14 protein-coding genes are annotated in these 16,487 nt (G+C 72.0%); 4 read left to right on the top strand and 10 right to left on the bottom strand.

The annotated features are described in order from the left end of the window. From KQY30_RS18500 to KQY30_RS18490, 3 genes are all read right to left on the bottom strand, one after another. Positions 1-1,659, bottom strand: coding sequence for a long-chain fatty acid--CoA ligase (locus KQY30_RS18500; protein WP_217307793.1), 1,659 nt, complete (start codon positions 1,657-1,659; stop codon positions 1-3). A 157-nt stretch (positions 1,660-1,816) separates the two neighbouring features. Beyond that, entirely contained in the window at positions 1,817-2,470 is a 654-nt protein-coding gene (locus tag KQY30_RS18495) for a SigE family RNA polymerase sigma factor (RefSeq protein ID WP_217307792.1), read from the bottom strand. A gap of 326 nt (positions 2,471-2,796) precedes the next feature. Then, positions 2,797-3,099, bottom strand: a complete 303-nt coding sequence (locus tag KQY30_RS18490) for a hypothetical protein (protein WP_217307791.1) — start codon at positions 3,097-3,099, stop codon at positions 2,797-2,799. Positions 3,100-3,445: 346 nt separating this feature from the next. On the opposite strand from KQY30_RS18490, the gene KQY30_RS18485 reads away from it, so the two are divergent. Further along, complete coding sequence (locus tag KQY30_RS18485) at positions 3,446-4,360, top strand: bifunctional DNA primase/polymerase (protein WP_217307790.1); 915 nt, start codon at positions 3,446-3,448, stop codon at positions 4,358-4,360. A 58-nt stretch (positions 4,361-4,418) separates the two neighbouring features. On the opposite strand, the gene KQY30_RS18480 is transcribed toward KQY30_RS18485, so the two are convergent. Further along, positions 4,419-4,838 (bottom strand): TIGR03668 family PPOX class F420-dependent oxidoreductase, encoded by a 420-nt coding sequence (locus KQY30_RS18480; protein WP_217307789.1) that lies wholly within the window; start codon positions 4,836-4,838, stop codon positions 4,419-4,421. Between the two features lie 127 nt (positions 4,839-4,965). Here KQY30_RS18480 and KQY30_RS18475 point away from each other — a divergent pair, with 127 nt between their 5' ends. Beyond that, entirely contained in the window at positions 4,966-6,234 is a 1,269-nt protein-coding gene (locus KQY30_RS18475; protein ID WP_254407205.1) for an MFS transporter, read from the top strand. A gap of 60 nt (positions 6,235-6,294) precedes the next feature. On the opposite strand, the gene KQY30_RS18470 is transcribed toward KQY30_RS18475, so the two are convergent. The 6 genes from KQY30_RS18470 to KQY30_RS18445 all read right to left on the bottom strand — a co-directional run bounded on the left by KQY30_RS18470 (position 6,295) and on the right by KQY30_RS18445 (position 13,531). Then, positions 6,295-6,936 carry a hypothetical protein gene (locus KQY30_RS18470; protein WP_254407204.1) on the bottom strand — a complete coding sequence of 214 codons (642 nt, stop codon included), beginning with the start codon at positions 6,934-6,936 and terminating at the stop codon, positions 6,295-6,297. A gap of 294 nt (positions 6,937-7,230) precedes the next feature. After that, a complete protein-coding gene (locus KQY30_RS36535; RefSeq protein ID WP_254407203.1) occupies positions 7,231-9,048 on the bottom strand; it encodes an acyltransferase domain-containing protein in 1,818 nt (605 codons plus the stop codon). A gap of 115 nt (positions 9,049-9,163) precedes the next feature. Further along, on the bottom strand, positions 9,164-9,430 hold the full coding sequence (locus tag KQY30_RS18460) for an acyl carrier protein (RefSeq protein ID WP_217307786.1): 267 nt from the start codon (positions 9,428-9,430) through the stop codon (positions 9,164-9,166). A 296-nt stretch (positions 9,431-9,726) separates the two neighbouring features. Beyond that, a complete protein-coding gene (locus KQY30_RS18455) occupies positions 9,727-10,947 on the bottom strand; it encodes a ketosynthase chain-length factor (protein WP_217307785.1) in 1,221 nt (406 codons plus the stop codon). Beyond that, positions 10,944-12,209 (bottom strand): beta-ketoacyl synthase, encoded by a 1,266-nt coding sequence (locus KQY30_RS18450; RefSeq protein ID WP_217307784.1) that lies wholly within the window; start codon positions 12,207-12,209, stop codon positions 10,944-10,946. The genes KQY30_RS18455 and KQY30_RS18450 overlap by 4 nt, the downstream gene beginning before the upstream one ends. A gap of 527 nt (positions 12,210-12,736) precedes the next feature. Then, positions 12,737-13,531: an AfsR/SARP family transcriptional regulator gene (locus KQY30_RS18445; RefSeq protein WP_217311146.1), complete on the bottom strand. Its 795-nt coding sequence runs from the start codon at positions 13,529-13,531 to the stop codon at positions 12,737-12,739. Positions 13,532-13,769: 238 nt separating this feature from the next. Here KQY30_RS18445 and KQY30_RS36530 point away from each other — a divergent pair, with 238 nt between their 5' ends. Further along, on the top strand, positions 13,770-14,129 hold the full coding sequence (locus tag KQY30_RS36530) for a hypothetical protein (RefSeq protein WP_254407202.1): 360 nt from the start codon (positions 13,770-13,772) through the stop codon (positions 14,127-14,129). Further along, complete coding sequence (locus KQY30_RS18440) at positions 14,126-16,390, top strand: TOMM precursor leader peptide-binding protein (protein ID WP_254407201.1); 2,265 nt, start codon at positions 14,126-14,128, stop codon at positions 16,388-16,390. The genes KQY30_RS36530 and KQY30_RS18440 overlap by 4 nt, the downstream gene beginning before the upstream one ends. Positions 16,391-16,487 lie beyond the last annotated feature (97 nt).

The following is a 16,487-nucleotide window of genomic DNA, read 5'->3' as shown; positions in this document are numbered from 1 at the left end:
TCACACCAAGGTGACCTCCAGCTCCCCCTCCGCGTACTGCTTGCGGATGACCTTCTTGTCGAACTTCCCGACACTCGTCTTGGGCACGGCCCGCACCACCGCCCACCGCTCCGGAAGCTGCCACTTCGCGATGCTCCCGGCGAGGAACTCCTTCAGCGCCGCGTAGTCCGGCGCGGCACCGTCCTTCAGCACGACCGTCGCGAGCGGCCGTTCACCCCATTTCTCGTCCGGTACGGCCACGACGGCCGCCTCGGCCACCTCCGGGTGTGCCATCAGCGCGTTCTCCAGCGCCACGCTGGAGATCCACTCCCCGCCGGACTTGATGACGTCCTTGGCGCGGTCGGTGAGGGTGAGATAGCCGTCGGGGCTGATGACCCCGACATCGCCCGTCCGCAGCCAGCCGTCGGGGCTGAACCTGTCCTCGGGCCTGAAGGGTTCGGCCCCCGCGCCGCCGTAGTAGGCACCCGCGATCCATGGCCCGCGTACCTCCAGCTCACCGGCCGACTCACCGTCCCATGGCAGGAAGTCGCCACCGGGCCCGGCGAGCCGCGCCTCGACACCGGCCGGGAACCGGCCCTGGGTGATGCGGTACGGCCACTCCTCGTCGGCCGTGAGCCCGGACGGCGGGTTGGACGTCGTACCGAGCGGCGAGGTCTCCGTCATGCCCCAGGCATGACAGAGCCGTACGCCGAGCTTGTCGTACGCCGCCATCAGCGCCGGCGGACAGGCGGAGCCGCCGATGGTGACACGGGCCATCGAGGTCAGATCGCGCGGGCGCTCGGTGACCTCGGCGAGCAGCCCCTGCCAGAGGGTGGGCACGGCGGCGGCGTGGGTGGGCCGCTCGGTCTCGATCATCTCGGCGAGCGGGGCGGGCTGGAGGAAGCGGTCGGGCATCAGCATGTTCACGCCGACCATAAAGGTGGCGTGGGGCAGCCCCCAGGCGTTCACATGGAACTGGGGTACGACGATCAGCGTCGTGTCCCTGTCCGTCAGCCCCATCGACTCGCCCATGTTGGCCTGCATGGAGTGCAGATAGATGGAGCGGTGGGAGTAGACGACACCCTTGGGGTCGCCGGTGGTGCCGGAGGTGTAGCACATGGCCGCGCCGGCGCGTTCGTCCAGCTCGGGCCAGTCGAACGTGGCGGGACGTCCGGCGATGAGTTCCTCGTACTCATGCACCCGCACCCGGCCCTGACCGGTCACCGCGTCGAGCGGCGCACGGTCCCCGGGACCGGAGACGACGACGTGCTCGACGGTCGGGAGATGCGGGAGGAGCGGGGCGAGCAGCGGCAGGAGGGAGCCATTCGCGATGACCACGCGGTCGGCGGCGTGGTTGACGATCCAGATGAGCTGTTCGGCCGGGAGCCGGAGATTGAGGGTGTGGAGGATCGCGCCCATGGAGGGGACGGCGAGATACGCCTCCAGATGGTCGGCGTTGTTCCACATGAGGGTCGCGACGCGTTCGTCGGCGCCGACGCCGAGTTCATCGCGCAGCGCACCGGCGAGCCGTGTCGCGCGGGCGCCGACCTCGGCGAAGCTGCGGCGCTCCGGCTCGCTTCCGCCGGTCCAGGTCGTGACCTGTGACGATCCGTGGATGGTCATCCCGTGGTGCAGGATGCGGGTCACTGTCAGTGGTACGTCCTGCATGGTGCTCAGCACTGCGTCCTCCCGGTGGGCGCTTGCGCTACGCGGCGGATGGGTTGCGCAGATTCTGCGCACGTACCGTGCGGTATGTCACTACCCGGGAGTAGAACCGACCGTGTCCGAGGCCCGAAAGCCGTAGTCGTGGCCGTGGCCGTACGGTCGTGAGCAGCCGTCAGCGGACCGGGGACAGGTCCGGGTCCTCGCGGAGTTTGCCGAGCGCCCGGGACACCGCGCTCTTGACCGTGCCGACGGAGACCCCGAGCACCTCGGCGGTCTGGGCCTCGCTGAGATCCTCGTAGTACCGCAGGACCACCATCGCCCGCTGGCGGTCGGGCAGCTTCATCACCGCGCGCCACATCGCGTCGTGCAGCACCTGCCGCTCGGCGGGGTCCGGCTCCGGCAGGTCCACGGGCTCGGGCAGTTCGTCGCAGGCGAACTCGTCGACCTTGCGCTTGCGCCACTGCGAGGTACGGGTGTTGAGCAGGGCGCGGCGGACATAGCCGTCCAGCGCGCGGTGGTCCTCGATCCGGTCCCAGGCGACATAGGTCTTGGTGAGGGCCGTCTGGAGCAGGTCCTCCGCGTCGGACGGATTGGAGGTGAGGGAACGGGCCGTGCGCAGCAGTACGGGCCCCCGCGCCCGTACGTACGACGAGAACGACGCGTATGTCGTGCAGACGGAGTGCGATGAAGACGAATGAGACACGGACGGCGCGGCATGCGGTGCCGACGGCGCGGTGCGCTGGGCGGACGGCGCGAGATGTGTGTACGGCGCGTGCACGGCCGGCTTGGCGGCGATGGAGGCGCTCGTGCAGACAGGCGTGGTCATGGCTCCACGCTAGGAGTGAGCCCCACCTCGGGGGATCGGCCCAAGGTCCCGAAGAGATGTCCCCCTCAGGGTGTAGGGGTGGTGCCGGCCCCACCTCCTGAAGGTGGAGGAGGGCCGGGCTCCCGTCAGGGTCGCCCCGGACACGCGGCGCGCGTACGGCGGCGGGCCGGGCCCGGCGTACGACCGGCGGCGACAGCGCGGCGCGCGGCGGCGACGGCGCGGCGCGGCACGGCGCCCCGCCGGAAAGCGGTCTGCGCGACGGCACCGAAGTGCCGCCGCGCAGACCGTCGTTCACCCCTCGGTCACGCCCCCCGTCGGGCCGTGTGTCACCAACGGTGGCCGAAGTTCACCGCGATGTTCTCGTTGGACTGGTCGATGGTCGTGAGGCCCGCACCGATCACGTTTGCCGTGTTGTTCTGGTTGGACGCGCCGGCACCGGTCGCCACCTGCTGCGTGGTCGTCGAGTTGCCGAAGTTGTGACCGCCCACACCGCCGACCAGTGTGGCGACGCTCGCGTTCCAGTCGGAGAACGCGTCGTCGTCGGCCTGGGCCACGCCGGTGAACAGCGCTGCGGCGAGGGGCAGCGCGGCAAGAGCGGCGAAGGCACGAGCGGTACGGAAGCTTGCCATGTCATTCCTCCAGGAACGAGAAGTACGGGTGTGTCCAAGGCAGTTGGCCGACCGCCCCGGTCGTTGTGTCGACGTCGCGACCTCAGATTGCCCACCGAATCCCCCGCGAACCAGACCGGAGGTGCCGATTCCCTCGCAAGCGTGATGACAAGTCGATAAACCCCTATGCACCCCGAAATCGATGATTCACCCCTCAAGGTGTCGACAAATCCCTGTCCTCACGGGGAGCCGATGGTGGGCGAAGCCGCTGGCAGGCACGGGAGGAATCGTTTCTCCACAGCCCTGCCCGCCCACCCGGGGGCGGTTTCCCCTTTCTTTCTTCGAACGTCTGTACGAACATAGAAGCATGGCCATCACCGCCCGGCACACCACCACGCTGGCCCTCGCTCACGCGCTGTCCGCCGCCGAACGCGGGCTCCCTGTCATCCCCCTGTCCCCCACCAAGCTCCCGGCGCTGCGCTCACCCCACCGGGACGAGCCCCGGCGGGCCCACTGCCGCGGCGAATGCGGGCTTCCGGGCCACGGGGTGTACGACGCCACCACCGACCCCGCCGGCGTACGCGCCCTCTTCGCCGCCGCGCCATGGGCGACCGGCTACGGCATCGCCTGCGGCCGGCCACCGCACCAGCTCATCGGGATCGACCTGGACGTCACGCCGACAGGAGGGGGCGGACCGGCGTCCGGGGCCGGGCCGGGGCCGGTTCAGGCGTCCCCGCCGGATTCGCTCGCCGCGCTCCAGCAGCTCGCCCTCCAGCATCTGTTCACCCTGCCGGAGACCGTGATCGTCCTGACGCCCAGCGGTGGCCGGCACATCTGGCTGACCGGCCCCGCGCACGTCGTCGTGCCCAACTCCGCGGGCCGGCTCGCCCCCGGTATCGACGTCCGCGGCGCGGGCGGCTATCTGGTCGGCCCCGGTTCGGTCACGGCCCGCGGCGCGTACCGGCTCGCCCCCGGTACGGAGCGCCTCGCACCCGCGCCCTGCCCCCGGGCACTCCTGCGCCTGCTCACACCTCCCCCGGCACGCCCCCACCCCCACCAGGACCGGCCCGCGCGAGGCGACGGCCTGGTGCAATTCGTACGGGCGGCACACGCGGGCCAGCGCAACACCCGGCTGTTCTGGGCCGCCTGCCGTGCGTACGAACACGGCTTCGGCGAGGCGCTCGTCGAGGCCCTCGTCGACGCAGCCGTACGCACCGGTCTCACCGAACAGGAGGCCCGCGCCACCATCGCCTCGGCCGCCCGCCTCACATCCCGGCCGTAACACCTCCGGTCCCGGCCGTAACCCCCGGCGCACCAGGGCGTGTTCGGAAGTCCCCGGGTCACCCGGTGAACGCCCACCCGCTCCAGCGCTCCACCTGAATGGCGACAACGGGCCCCTCGGGCGGCCGGTCCCGGTACTGCTCGTACTTCCCGCGCAGCAGCTCGACGGCCGCGCCCCGCCCGGCCCCCGCCTCCCACACCTCCGCCCGCCCGTCGGCCCGGGCCCACCACAGCTCCGACCAGTCGTCGGCGTAGTGATCCACCAGCACGGACACCCGCGGGTTCTCCCGTACATTCCTCAGCCGCCGGAGATCCCAGGTCCTCTTGGGCTTGTGATCGACCGCGAAGAACACCATGTCCCCGCTCACCGCGAACGTCACCGGCACCACATGCGGCACCCCACGGGCATCAGCGGTCCCCAGCCGAGCCACCGCCCCCGCCCCGAACCGCGCTCGGGCTTCCCCGGAACCAAGCTCCACAAACGCACCGTATCCCCGGAACAGCCCCGGCCCCCTCCCCGACCCGGCCGTTTGATCCCGCCGTCCCGGACTCGCTTTGATGCCGGTGGTCAGCGTGCGGTGGCTGTGCGGATCGGGGAGGGGCGTCTTGGGGACGACGGGCAGGCGGGCACTGGGGCGGCCGTTCGGATGGCTGTGGGCGGCGTTCGCGGTCAGCGCGTACGGCACCTCGCTCGGGTTCGGCGCGTTTCCGCTGATCGCGGTGCTCGTGCTGCACTGCGGACCGGCCCAGGTCGCGGCGCTGGCCGCCACCGGGCGGGCCGTGGGAGCCCTGGTCGCGGTGCCGCTCGGTCCCTGGGTGGAGTTCCGCCGTAAGCGGCCGGTCATGATCGCGACGGACCTGATCCGGTTCGCGGCGCTGATGAGCGTCCCCGCCGCGTTCGCGCTCGGCCTGCTCGGCTTCGCCCAACTCCTGGTCGTCTCCGTTGTGGTGGCCTCGGCCGACATCGCCTTCAAGGCGGCCGGCGGCGCGTATCTGAAAGCGCTCGTCCCGCCGCGGGACCTGCTCGTCGCGAACGGCCGGTTCGAGGCCACGACATGGACCTCGACCATGGTCGGACCACCGCTCGGCGGGGCCGCGATCGGGCTGTTCGGCCCGGTGACGACCGTGGTGGCCAACGCGGCCAGCCATCTGCTCTCGGCGCTGGGCATCCGCGCCATCGGCGGTACGGAACCGCCCCCGGCCCGGACCGCCGGTGCGCCACGGCTGCGGGCAGCCGATCTGCTCGAAGGCTGGCGCCACATCCTCGCCGACCCGACGCTGCGACCGCTGTTCTTCAACGCGATCACGGTCAACGGCCTGATCATGGCCTCCGAGCCGCTGCTCGCCGTACTCCTGCTGGACGGCCTCGGGTTCGCACCCTGGCAGTACGGTCTGGTGTTCGCGGCCCCATGCGTCGGCGGTCTCGTCGGCTCACGCCTCGCGCACCCGCTCGCGGCGCGATTCGGACGCCACAAGGTGATGCGCACCGCCGGGGCGCTGCGTGCGTGCTGGCCTCTCGGACTGGCATTCGTGCAGCCCGGCCTCCCCGGGATCGTCCTCGTCATCGCCGTCCAACTCGGGCTGGTGACCTGCTGCGGCCTGTTCAACCCGGTGCTGGCCACCTACCGGCTCGACCACACCGACCCCGGCCGGGTCGCCCGTACCCTGTCCGCCTGGTCGATCAGCAGCAGCGCCGCGATCGCCGCCCTGACCGCACTGTGGGGGCTGCTGGCCGCCGTCACCGGCCCGCGCACCGCGATCGCGATCGCCGGAGTCCTCCTTCTGGCCACCCCGCTGCTGCTCCCACGCCGTGACAACTCGCCCGGGGACAAGCTCGGGGCCGGTCTCGGGGCGGCGGCGCCGGAAACGCGGTAGGGGTGTCGCACCCGGTGCGACACCCCTACTGACCAGCTTCTACGTCGGCCCGTGGCCGCGTCAGGCTCTGCGCGTTCTGACGCCGTTGGGCTCGAAGTCGTAGATCTCGCGGTTGATGCGGAGACCGTCGACGGCGCCGATCCACATGTAGTCGCGGCCCTTGCCGATCGAGGCGGTGTAGATGGTCGGCTTCGCGCCGCCGTCGTCGAGCGAGGCCTTGAGCTCCTGGAAGCTGCACTCGGCGGCCTGGGTGCACGAGGTCTCGTTGCCCGTGAGGTACCAGTAGCCGGTCGTGGTGGCGTCGATGAACGGGCTCCAGCGGTTCGTCACCGGGGCAGCGTCCGGCACCCACACCATCGTGGAGTAGTTGTCGGCCGGGAGCGCGCTCAGGTTCGGGTCGATCTCGAACCTGATGTTCGGCATGTTCTCGGCTCCGCCGTAGCCGACGTTCTCGTTGGTCTGGAAGACCCGGAACCCGACCTGCTTCAGGGCCAGCACGGAATCGCCGAAGAAGTCGACCTCGTTGCCGAAGTCGGCCTTCTCACTCGGCGGGTTCAGCGAGGTGGAGTCGTCCGCCACCTCGATCCCCAGGCTGCCCTGTCCGTAGGGCGGTCTGGAGGAGGGGCCCGTCACGCCGAACGAGCCGTACGGGCCGTATCTCAAAGCGGCGACGGGAGAGCCGATCGTGTTGCGAGTGATCACGCCCCAGTGTTCTGAGCGCGACAGGTTTCCGTCCGGGACCGCGGACGCCGATCCTGGGACGGTCGAGGCGACGATCGCGGCCAGCGCTGCGACCGCAAGCGCCTTTGCCCGACTCACGCCAAAGCGAGCCTTCACCCTCACTCCTTCTGGATAGCTGAAAGGCCGGAATGCGTCGGCCCCGGCCGACGCGGCAGACGCCACCGTAGCTGACTCTCAGTAGCAGAAGGGTCGCGACATACTCAACACATATACGGCTATTCACGTACTTAATTCTGTGACTGTCCCGAAATATTTTTACTCTATGTGTTCGCCGGTGGTGTCGGTCCAGGTCCACAGACGGGACAGCGCCCGCGCGTTCAGGTCGTGGCCCTCCGTCCAGAGGCCGGCCGCCGCGTTCAGTACCGAGCGGCGGTCCGTCTCCTCCGAGCCGGGCTTGGCCGGGAGCAGGGGCAGAGCAGCGCTCGCGCGGAGGCGGACCGCGCGGTGGCGACGGGCGAAGGCGGTCAGGGTCTGGCGCGGGCCTGCCTCGACCAGCACCACGTCCTCGGCGGCGAGCAGTTCGTCCAGGGCGGGCAGGAAGTGGACGGTGTCCGTGACCTGCCGGGCCCAGAAGCGGGGGCTCCGCGCGTCCTCGGGGCTCATCAGGGTGCCGGTGTAGCCGGAGTAGAGGGGCAGCGCCGGCTCGCGGAACGGGACCGCGCCGTACTCCTTCTCCAGGGCGTCGGAGGCGGGTGCCATGGCCGGTGAGTGGAACGGGCTGGTGGCGGGCACGGTCACCACGGTGATGCCGTCCGCCCGGAGCCTCGCCTCGGCCTCGGCCAGCGCGGGCGCCGAACCGGCCAGCATCACCTGCTGGTTGGCGTTCACAGCGGCGAGCGCGACCTCGTGGTCGAGGTACGGGCGTACGCGGGCCGCGCTCGCCCCCACCGCGAGCATGCCGCCCGGCGGGATCCTGACCGCTTCCCGTACGCGGGCCATCACCATCCCGGCCGCGTCGGCCAGCGACATGACGCCGGCGAGGGTCGCGGCGACGAGTTCGCCCGCGCTGTGGCCGAGCAGCGCCACCGGACGTACGCCCCAGCCGAGGACCATACGGCCGAGCGCGTAGTCCACCGCGAACAGCAGCGGCTGCGCCCGGCGTACGTCGTCGATCCCGACGCGCGGTGTGCCGGTGGCGAGCCAGTCCTCCCGGATCCGCGGCGCGTCCGGGCCCATGTGGGACAGGGCCGCGTCGACGGCCGCGGTGAACACCGGTTCGCGCCGGTAGAGACCGGCTGCCATGGCGGCGTGCTGGGAGCCCTGGCCGGGGAAGAGCAGCGCCACCGGGCGCGGGGCACGGGCGGTCACCGCCTTCGCCGACGCGACGTCGGCCGCCGCCTGCCGGGCGTCGGTGACGGCTGCCGCGCGTACGGGACCGGGGCCGGTGCCGGGGCGTGGGGTGGGGAGGTACGGGAACGCCTCGGCGTGTTCGTCGCCGAGCAGCGGGAGCAGCTCGGCGCGGACCCGGGCCTCGTCGTCCTCGTCACGGCCCGACCAGAGCAGCAGGCGGTGCCGGGCGGGGTCGGCGGTGTCGCGGCCGTGGCACAGGGGGTGGATCGCCGGGGGCGTGTCGTGATCGCGGGGGGTGCGGCCGTGGGTACCACGGTCGCCGGTGCCGGTTTCGCTGGTGGCGGTGTAGTCGCTGCCGGTGCCGGTGGCGCTGTCGGTGAGGTGCAGTACGCCGTGTACCGCGTCGCCGTCGGCGACCGCCTCGGCCGCGCGTTTGACGGCGTACACCGTGACCTTGCCGGGGCCCGGGCTGCCGAAGCCCGCGACGAGCGCGAGATCGGCGGTGCCGTCGAGGAGTTCGCGGTGGGCGAGGCGCAGGGCGCGTCCTTCGGTGGGCGTGGTGCGGACCGGGAGCGACTCGTGCCCGGCGGGGAGTGCGTGGGCGTCGGCCGGGGCGCCGACGTAGACCACAGTTCGTACGGGCAGCCGCCCGGTACGGCCGAAGGCGTCCAGCACGGCCGAGACGGCGGTGGACAGCGCGGCCGGCGGGGAGTCGGGCGTGCCGGGGTCCGGAGCGGCGACGACCAGCCGGTGGACCACCGCGCTGTGTCCTGTGAGCGACATGGTTCCCTCCTCGTGGGCCGCTCTCCATGCGGCATGGCCCGGTCAGGGGTTGGGGTCACGGCCGCCCCGCCCGGCGGGACGGGGCGGAAGACGGGACGGCCGCGGGCGGCCTGGCTCAGTCCGTCGTGGCGCCGGAGGCGTTGACGAGGGCGAGGAGCGCGCCGGGGGTCTCGGCGTCGGCCACGGCGTCGTCCGGGATGGTGATGCCGTACTCGCGCTGTATCAGGCCTATGACCTGGAGCAGTGCGAGGGAGTCGTAACCGAGGTCTATGAAGGAGGTGTCGAGGACGTCGCCGTCCAGATCGACCCCCTCCTCCTCGCCCGCGCTCTCACGGAGCATGCGGGTCAGGTCGGCCAGCGTGACGGTGGTCTGCGTGGTCATGATCGGTGCTGTCCTCTCGGTGGAGCGTCGGTGGGACCGGATGGTGTGCCGGTGGTGCGAGTACGAGTGCGGATGCGCGGGCCGGCGGTACGGGTGCGGATGCGCGGGCCGGTGGTACGAGTGCGGAGCCGGCCGGTACGGACGCGGACGCGGATGCCGAGCCGTGCCGTACGACGGACGCCCGGCCGGTAAGGCGAACGCCCCGGCGCCCCGCCCGACGACGGACGCCGGGCTCTTACGGCCGCGCGCCGTCAGGCCGCGCGCCGTCAGGCCGCGCGCCGTCAGGCCGCGCGCCGTCAGGCCGCGCGCCGTACGACCAGTGCCGCGTTGAACCCGCCGTGGCCGCGTGCCACGACCAGCGCGTTCCGCAGCGGCGCCTCCCGGGCGTCGCCGGTGACCAGGTCGATCCCGTGCTCCGGGTCGGCCGCGGTGACATGCGCGGTGGGCGGGATGACTCCGTCGCGCAGCGACAGCAGGGCCGTCGCCGTGTCCAGGGCCGCGCCGCCCGCCAGCAGGCGTCCCGTACCGGCCTTGGGCGCGGTGACCGGCACGGCGCCCGGGCCGAAGACCTCGGCCAGTGCCGCTGCCTCGGCGCGGTCCAGCGCGGGCACCCCGGACGCGTCGGCGAAGACGACGTCGATGTCGGCCGGGACCAGCCCGGCGTCGGCGACGGCGTTCGCAACCGCCCTGCCCAGCGCGGGCGGGCGGGCACCGCCGGGGGCCGGGTCGAGGGTCGCCGCGTATCCGGCGATCTCGCCGTAGATCCGGGCGGCGCCCCGGCCACGGGCCGCTGCCGCGTCCTCCACGACGAGGATGGCACCGCCCTCGCCCGGTACGTAGCCGCTCGCGTCCGCGGCGAACGGCAGATAGGCGCGCTCGGGATCGTTGACGGTGCTCATGAGACCGGAGGCGATCTGCGGGACCCAGCCCCAGGGGCAGATGGCCGCGTCGACGCCGCCGGAGACCATGACGGGCGTGCCCTTGCGGACGCAACGGCGGGCCTGGCCGAGCGCGTCGATGCCGCCCGCCTGCTCGGTGAGCAGGACGTTGCTGGGGCCGCGCAGCTTGTGCCGGATCGAGATCTGGCCGGTGTTGACCGCGTAGAACCAGGCGAAGGACTGGTACGCGCTGACGTACTCCTTCCCCTTGCTCCAGAGGTTCTCCAGCTCCCGCTGCCCGAACTCGACGGCGCCGCCGGACGCGGAGGTGACCACGCCGATGCCGTACTCGGCGTGCTCGGCGGGGTCGATCCCGGCGTCCTGGAGCGCCCAGCCCGCGGCGGTCAGCGCCAGCCTGGTCATATGGTCGGTCTGGGGCATCAGCCGGCTGGAGATATGGTCCTCGGCGACAAAGCCCGGCACCTCCCCGGCGATCCGCGACGGGTACTGCGTGGCGTCGAAGCGGGTGACGGGGCCGATCCCGGACTCACCGGCCAGGGTGGCCTTCCAGAAGTCCTCGGTCCCCAGACCGTTGGGCGCGGTGACACCCAGTCCGGTCACCACGGCGGCCGTGCTCATACGGTGTTCCTCTCGGGTCGGGCCAGGACCATGGCGCTCTGGAAACCCCCGAAACCGCTGCCCACGCTGAGGACCACGTCGGCCCGCTTCTCACGGGCGGTCAACGGGATGTAGTCGAGGTCGAGTTCGGGGTCGGGATCACGCAGATTGGCGGTGGGCGGCAGCACCCCGTGCTCCATCGCCAGGGCACAGGCCGCGATCTCCAGGGAGCCGATCGCGCCGAGCGAGTGGCCGACCATGGACTTGATGGAGCTGATCGGCGTGCGGTACGCGTGGTCGCCGAGGCTGCGCTTGAAGGCGCCCGTCTCATGGCGGTCGTTCATCTTGGTGCCCGAGCCATGGGCGTTGATGTAGCCGATGGTGTCGGGGGCGAGCCGGGCCTCGTCGAGAGCGGCGTCGATGGCCGCGGCCATCTCCACGCCCTCGGGCTTGAGCCCGGTCATGTGGTATGCGTTGCAGCGGGACGCGAAGCCCGCGATCTCCGCGTAGATGTGCGCCCCGCGGCGTCGGGCGCTCTCCAACTCCTCCAGTACGAGCACGGCCGCGCCCTCGCCGAGGACCAGTCCGTTACGGGTCCGGTCGAAGGGCCGGCAGGCGCTCTCCGGGGTGTCGTTGCGCGGGGTGGTGGCGTGGATGGCGTCGAAGCAGGCCGAGGTGATGGGCGAGATCGGGGCTTCGGTGGCGCCCGCGATCATGACATCGGCGGTGCCCTCGCGGATCAGGTCCACGGCGTGGCCGAGCGAGTCGAGTCCGGAGGTGCAGCCGGTGGAGACGACGGCGGCCGGGCCTTCCGCGCCCGCGGCCCGGCCGACCTCGGCCGCCATGGAGCTGGGCACGAAGTGCCGGTACAGCTCGGGGATGGCGTACTCGTGGTCGACGTTCCACTTGGCGCCGCCGTCGCTGACGACCGCGTACTCGCGTTCCAGGCTGGTGGTGCAGCCGACCGCGCTGCCCAGCGAGGTGCCGGTGCGGCCGGGGTCGAGGGCGGCGAAGTCGAGTCCGCTGTCGGCCATCGCCTCACGGGTGGAGACGACCGCGAACTGGGCGGCCCGGTCGAGCCGGCGGATCTCCTGCTGTGTCAGGCCCGCGGCGACCGGGTCGAAGTCGCATTCGGCCGCGACACGGGAGCGGAAGGGCGAAGCGTCGTAGAAGGTGATCGTGCGGGTGGCGGTACGGCCCGCCGTGAGCAGGTCCCAGTACTCCTTGACCCCGACCCCGCCGGGGGCCACGGCTCCCAGTCCCGTGATGACGACTCTGCGCATGGCCTACCTGACCTTCGACGGGGCCGGGCACGGTGATACGCGTCGGCCGGATGGAACTGCGGGGGTCACTGTCGATCCCTTCGTCCGTGTCGCTGCTGAACTCGTCCGTGTCGCTGCTGGACGTCGGTGCCGCTGCTGAACGGGTCCGGCGGCCGGGGCGGATCAGGGTCGTTCCTCCCCGTCCCGGCCGACGTGACCGGCCGGCCGGCTGCTCGTGACGAGCCGCCGTTCCCGGTCACGTCATGGAACGTCCGTGCCCTTGACCGCCACTCGCGCGAGCGTGGACCTGTGGTGACGGGCGCCGCGCCGGGCGGGGCGGCCCGTACCGGCACCGGCCGCGCACACGAAGAGGACCGGCCGGCGCCCCTGTGTCACGGGCGCCGGCCGGTCCTCTGTTGCGCATGGGCGGCGGACTGTGCGCGTACGGATCCCAGCCGACCGCTGTCCCAACCAACCGCTGTCCCGGCCGACCGCGGTATCGGCCGGCCGCTGTTCCGGCCGACCGAGGTATGTGCCGGCCGACGGCCTCAGCCGATCGCGGTCGCTTCGAGATCCAGCTCCGGGTCGGCGGTCAGTATCCGGTGGTGCAGCCGCCGCAGTCGGGGAGACGGTTCGAGCCCCAGCTCGCCGATCAGGGTGGTGCGCAGACGCTGGTACGCCTCCAGCGCGCGCCAGGCGCTGCCCGAGCGGTGCAGGGCCGTCATCAACTGCGCGCAGAAGTTCTCGTGCATGGGGTGCTTGGCGGCCAGCACCTGCAGTTCAGGCACGATCTCGGTGTGCCGGCCGAGCTGGAGATCGGCGCCGATGCGCCGCTCCAGCGCCGCCATCCTGTTCTCCTCGGCCCGCAGGACTTCCAGCTCGAGCACGCTGCCGACGGGGACGTCCACCAGCGCGGGGCCACGCCAGATGCGCAGCGCCTCGCCGAGGAGTTCGGAGGCCGCGCTGTGGTTGCCCGCCGCGTCCGCCGCGCGTCCGGAGGCGGTGAGCCTGTCGAACTCCTGGACATCGACCCGGCCCGGCTGGACCTGGAGCATATAGCCGCCGTGCCGGGTGACGAGGACGTCCTTGGCCTGCTGGAGCGGTTCGTCACCGAGCGTCGCGGCGATCTTGCGGCGCAACTGGAGGATGTACGTCTGTAACGTGGTGGCCGCGCTGCGGGGGATCCGCTCTCCCCAGATCTCCTCCATCAGCGTCGGCACGGTCACCACCCGGTCGGCCTGAAGGGCGAGGAGAGCGAGGATCTGACGCGGCTTGGCCGCCGTGGGCACCACCGAGATGCCGCGTTCCCGGGCGGTGAGGGGGCCGAGCACCGTGATCTCCATCATTCGCTCTACCTTTCACACGTTCTCCGTCGATCCGGCTTGAGCTGGTCGGTCCAGCGCGTCCGTCGAGCCTCGCATCCGACGCGTTCCCGCCCCAGTGAACCGGTCATGAGGGCGGGCGTGAAAATGTCACACCCCGTTGATGAAGTGTGCACTGTGCCGTCAGGAGAGTCGCCCCGCAGAATCCAGACCACGGACGTCGGACGCGAGTACGTACGAGTGTCTCCAGGGGGAATCAATGAACGGATCGACTGTCAGGGACATCACCGAGAACACCGCCGGGAACAACACCGCCGGGCCGGGCGCGAGCACTGCGGAGCAGCGCTTCGCCCTGCTCACCGCACGGGCGGGACTGGAGCCCGAACTGGCGCAGCGCTACTCGAAGCACCCGCTCTCCGTGCTCGCCGAGTTCGGCCTCCCGGCCACCTGGCCCGTACATTTCCCGGGCGGCCGCACCGACGAGCGCCCGGACCACCGCACCGAAGGCCGGGCCGGGCGGCCCGACGCGATCGCCAGGGAGGACCTGGACCGCGCGGGCTCCTCCGTCACCTGGGGCTGCTTCTCCAACTTCACCCATCACTCGGCCCCCGCTCGGTGACGGTGCCCGAACCGGCCCCGACCGGACTGCCGGTGGGGTTCAAGCGGCATCTCAGGGTGGAGACGGTGGCCGGCGAGGCCGTCTATCTCCTGTCGGAGCGCGGCACCACCGTGCTGCGCGGCCCCCGGGTCGAGGCGCTCGCGCCGCTCCTGGACGGCACCCGTACGCTGCCCGCGGTGCTGGCGGAGGTGCCCGCCGCGCTGCCCGCCGGCGAGGCGGGCCGGATGATCGCGGAACTGGCCAGGGCCGATCTGGTCGGGTATCACGGTCCCGGGTCCGACACGGCCGCGGACGCGTACTGGGAGCTGGCCGGCGTGGGCGGCCCCGGGGTCCAGACCGCGCTGGGTTCGGCCCCGGTGGAGGTGGTCGCGCTCGGCAGGACGGACGGTGAGGCGGTCCGGTCGCAGTGCCTGGCCGACGGGCTGACCCTCGCGGGACCGGGCCGGCCGGCGGTGTTCACGGTGGTGTTCTGCGACGACTATCTCGACCCCGCGCTGGCCGGTGTCGACGCGCGTCACCGGGCGGCCGGCCTGCGCTGGCTGCCCGCCCGCACCAGTGGCACGGCGGTGTGGGTGGGGCCGGTGTTCGGCGCGGCCGACGGGCCCTGCTGGCACTGTCTGGCGCACCGGCTGCGCGGGCACCGCTCGTCGCAGTCGCCGGTCCGGCACGCGCTGGGGCTGACGGGTCCGGTGCCGCTGCCCGAGGCGTCACTGGCGGCCGGGCGGCTGCTGGGCGTGCACACCGCCGTACTGGAAACCCAGAAGTGGCTGGCCGGGGTGCGCTACCCGGGCCAGGAGGCGGTGTGCGCGCTGGACACCCGTACGCTGTCGGCCCGTCACCACCCGGTGGCCCGCAGACCGCAGTGTCCGGCCTGCGGGGATCCCGGGCTCGTCGGAGCGCTGGTGCGCGAACCGTACGTACCGGAGTCCAGGCCCGCGGGGAGCGAGAACGGCGGTACGCACCGGGCCCTGTCCCCCGGCGCCGTACTCGCCCGTTACGGCCGGCTGATCGATCCGGTCTCCGGGGTCGTGGCGGAGGTGCGTCCGGCCCCGGGCACGCCCGAAGGCCTCAACCACTATGTGTCCGGCCGGAATCTGGCGCTGCGCAGCACCTCGCTCAACGGACTGCGCAACTACAGCGGAGGCAAGGGGATCACGGCCGAGGAGGCCGAGGCCGGGGCGCTGTGCGAGGCGGTGGAGCGCTACTGCGGCACGCGGCAGGGGGACGAGCCGGTCGTACGGGACTCCCTGACCGGGCTCGGTGACACGGCGCTGCACCCCAACGCCTGTCAGCTCTACGCGGAGAGACAGTTCCAGGAGCGCGAGGGGTGGAACGCGTCGCGCCAGGGGACGCAGCTCGTGCCGCCGCGATTCCGGCCGGACGTCCCGACGGAGTGGACCCCGGTGTGGTCGCTGACCGCGGGCCGGCACCGCCTGCTGCCCACCTCCTTGCTGTACTTCGGCCCGGCACCGGACGGCACCGAGAGCGCGCCGTGGGCCGACTCCAACGGCAACGCGGCCGGCGGCAGCGTCGAGGACGCGGTGGTCCACGGGTTCCTGGAGCTGGTGGAGCGCGACGCGGTGGCCCTGTGGTGGTACAACCGGCTGCGCAGACCGGCCGTCGACCTCGACTCGTTCGACGAACCGTGGCTGGCCCGGGCCCGGACGGCGTACGCGCGGGCGGGCCGCGAGCTGTGGGTGCTCGACCTCACCGCCGACTTCGGCATCCCGGTCATGGCCGCCGTGTCCCGCCGTACGAGCGGCCCCGCGCAGGGCATCTCGTTCGGTTTCGGGGCGCACTTCGACCCGAGGCTGGCGCTGCGCCGGGCCGTAACGGAAATGAGTCAACTGCTGCCGCCCGAGGGGTACTTCGGGTCCTCCGCACCTCAACGGCCCTCCTTCGCCTCGGAGGTGGACCTCTGGTGGCATGAGGCGACGGTGGACCAATTGACGTATCTCACGCCCGATCCGGCCGAGTCGCCCCGCGGGCCCGGCCGTTACAGCTACGTATCGCGGTCCGACATGGGCGCGGACGTGGTGGCAGCGGAGGCGGCGGTACGACACCATGGCATGGAGCTGATGGTCCTCAACCAGACACGGCCCGACCTGGAACTCCCCGTGGTGAAGGTGCTTGTCCCGGGGCTGCGGCACTTCTGGGCCCGGTACGCGCCGGGGCGGCTCTTCGACGTACCCGTCAGCCTCGGCTGGCGCAGTCATCCCATGAAATATGACGAGATCAACCCATTGCCCCTGTTCGTATAGTCTGTTCCCCTTACGGTCCGTTGGCCATTAGTATGCGGTTCTGCCACAGTCCGGTTGAGGAGTGGCCATAGCCAACCGTTCCGAAGGCCCGGGTGGA

It is taken from the genome of Streptomyces sp. GMY02 (assembly GCF_019056675.1).
Classification (GTDB): domain Bacteria; phylum Actinomycetota; class Actinomycetes; order Streptomycetales; family Streptomycetaceae; genus Streptomyces; species Streptomyces odonnellii.
The sequence above is the reverse complement of the archived record's forward strand: the minus strand, read 5'-3'. Positions and strand labels throughout refer to the sequence as shown.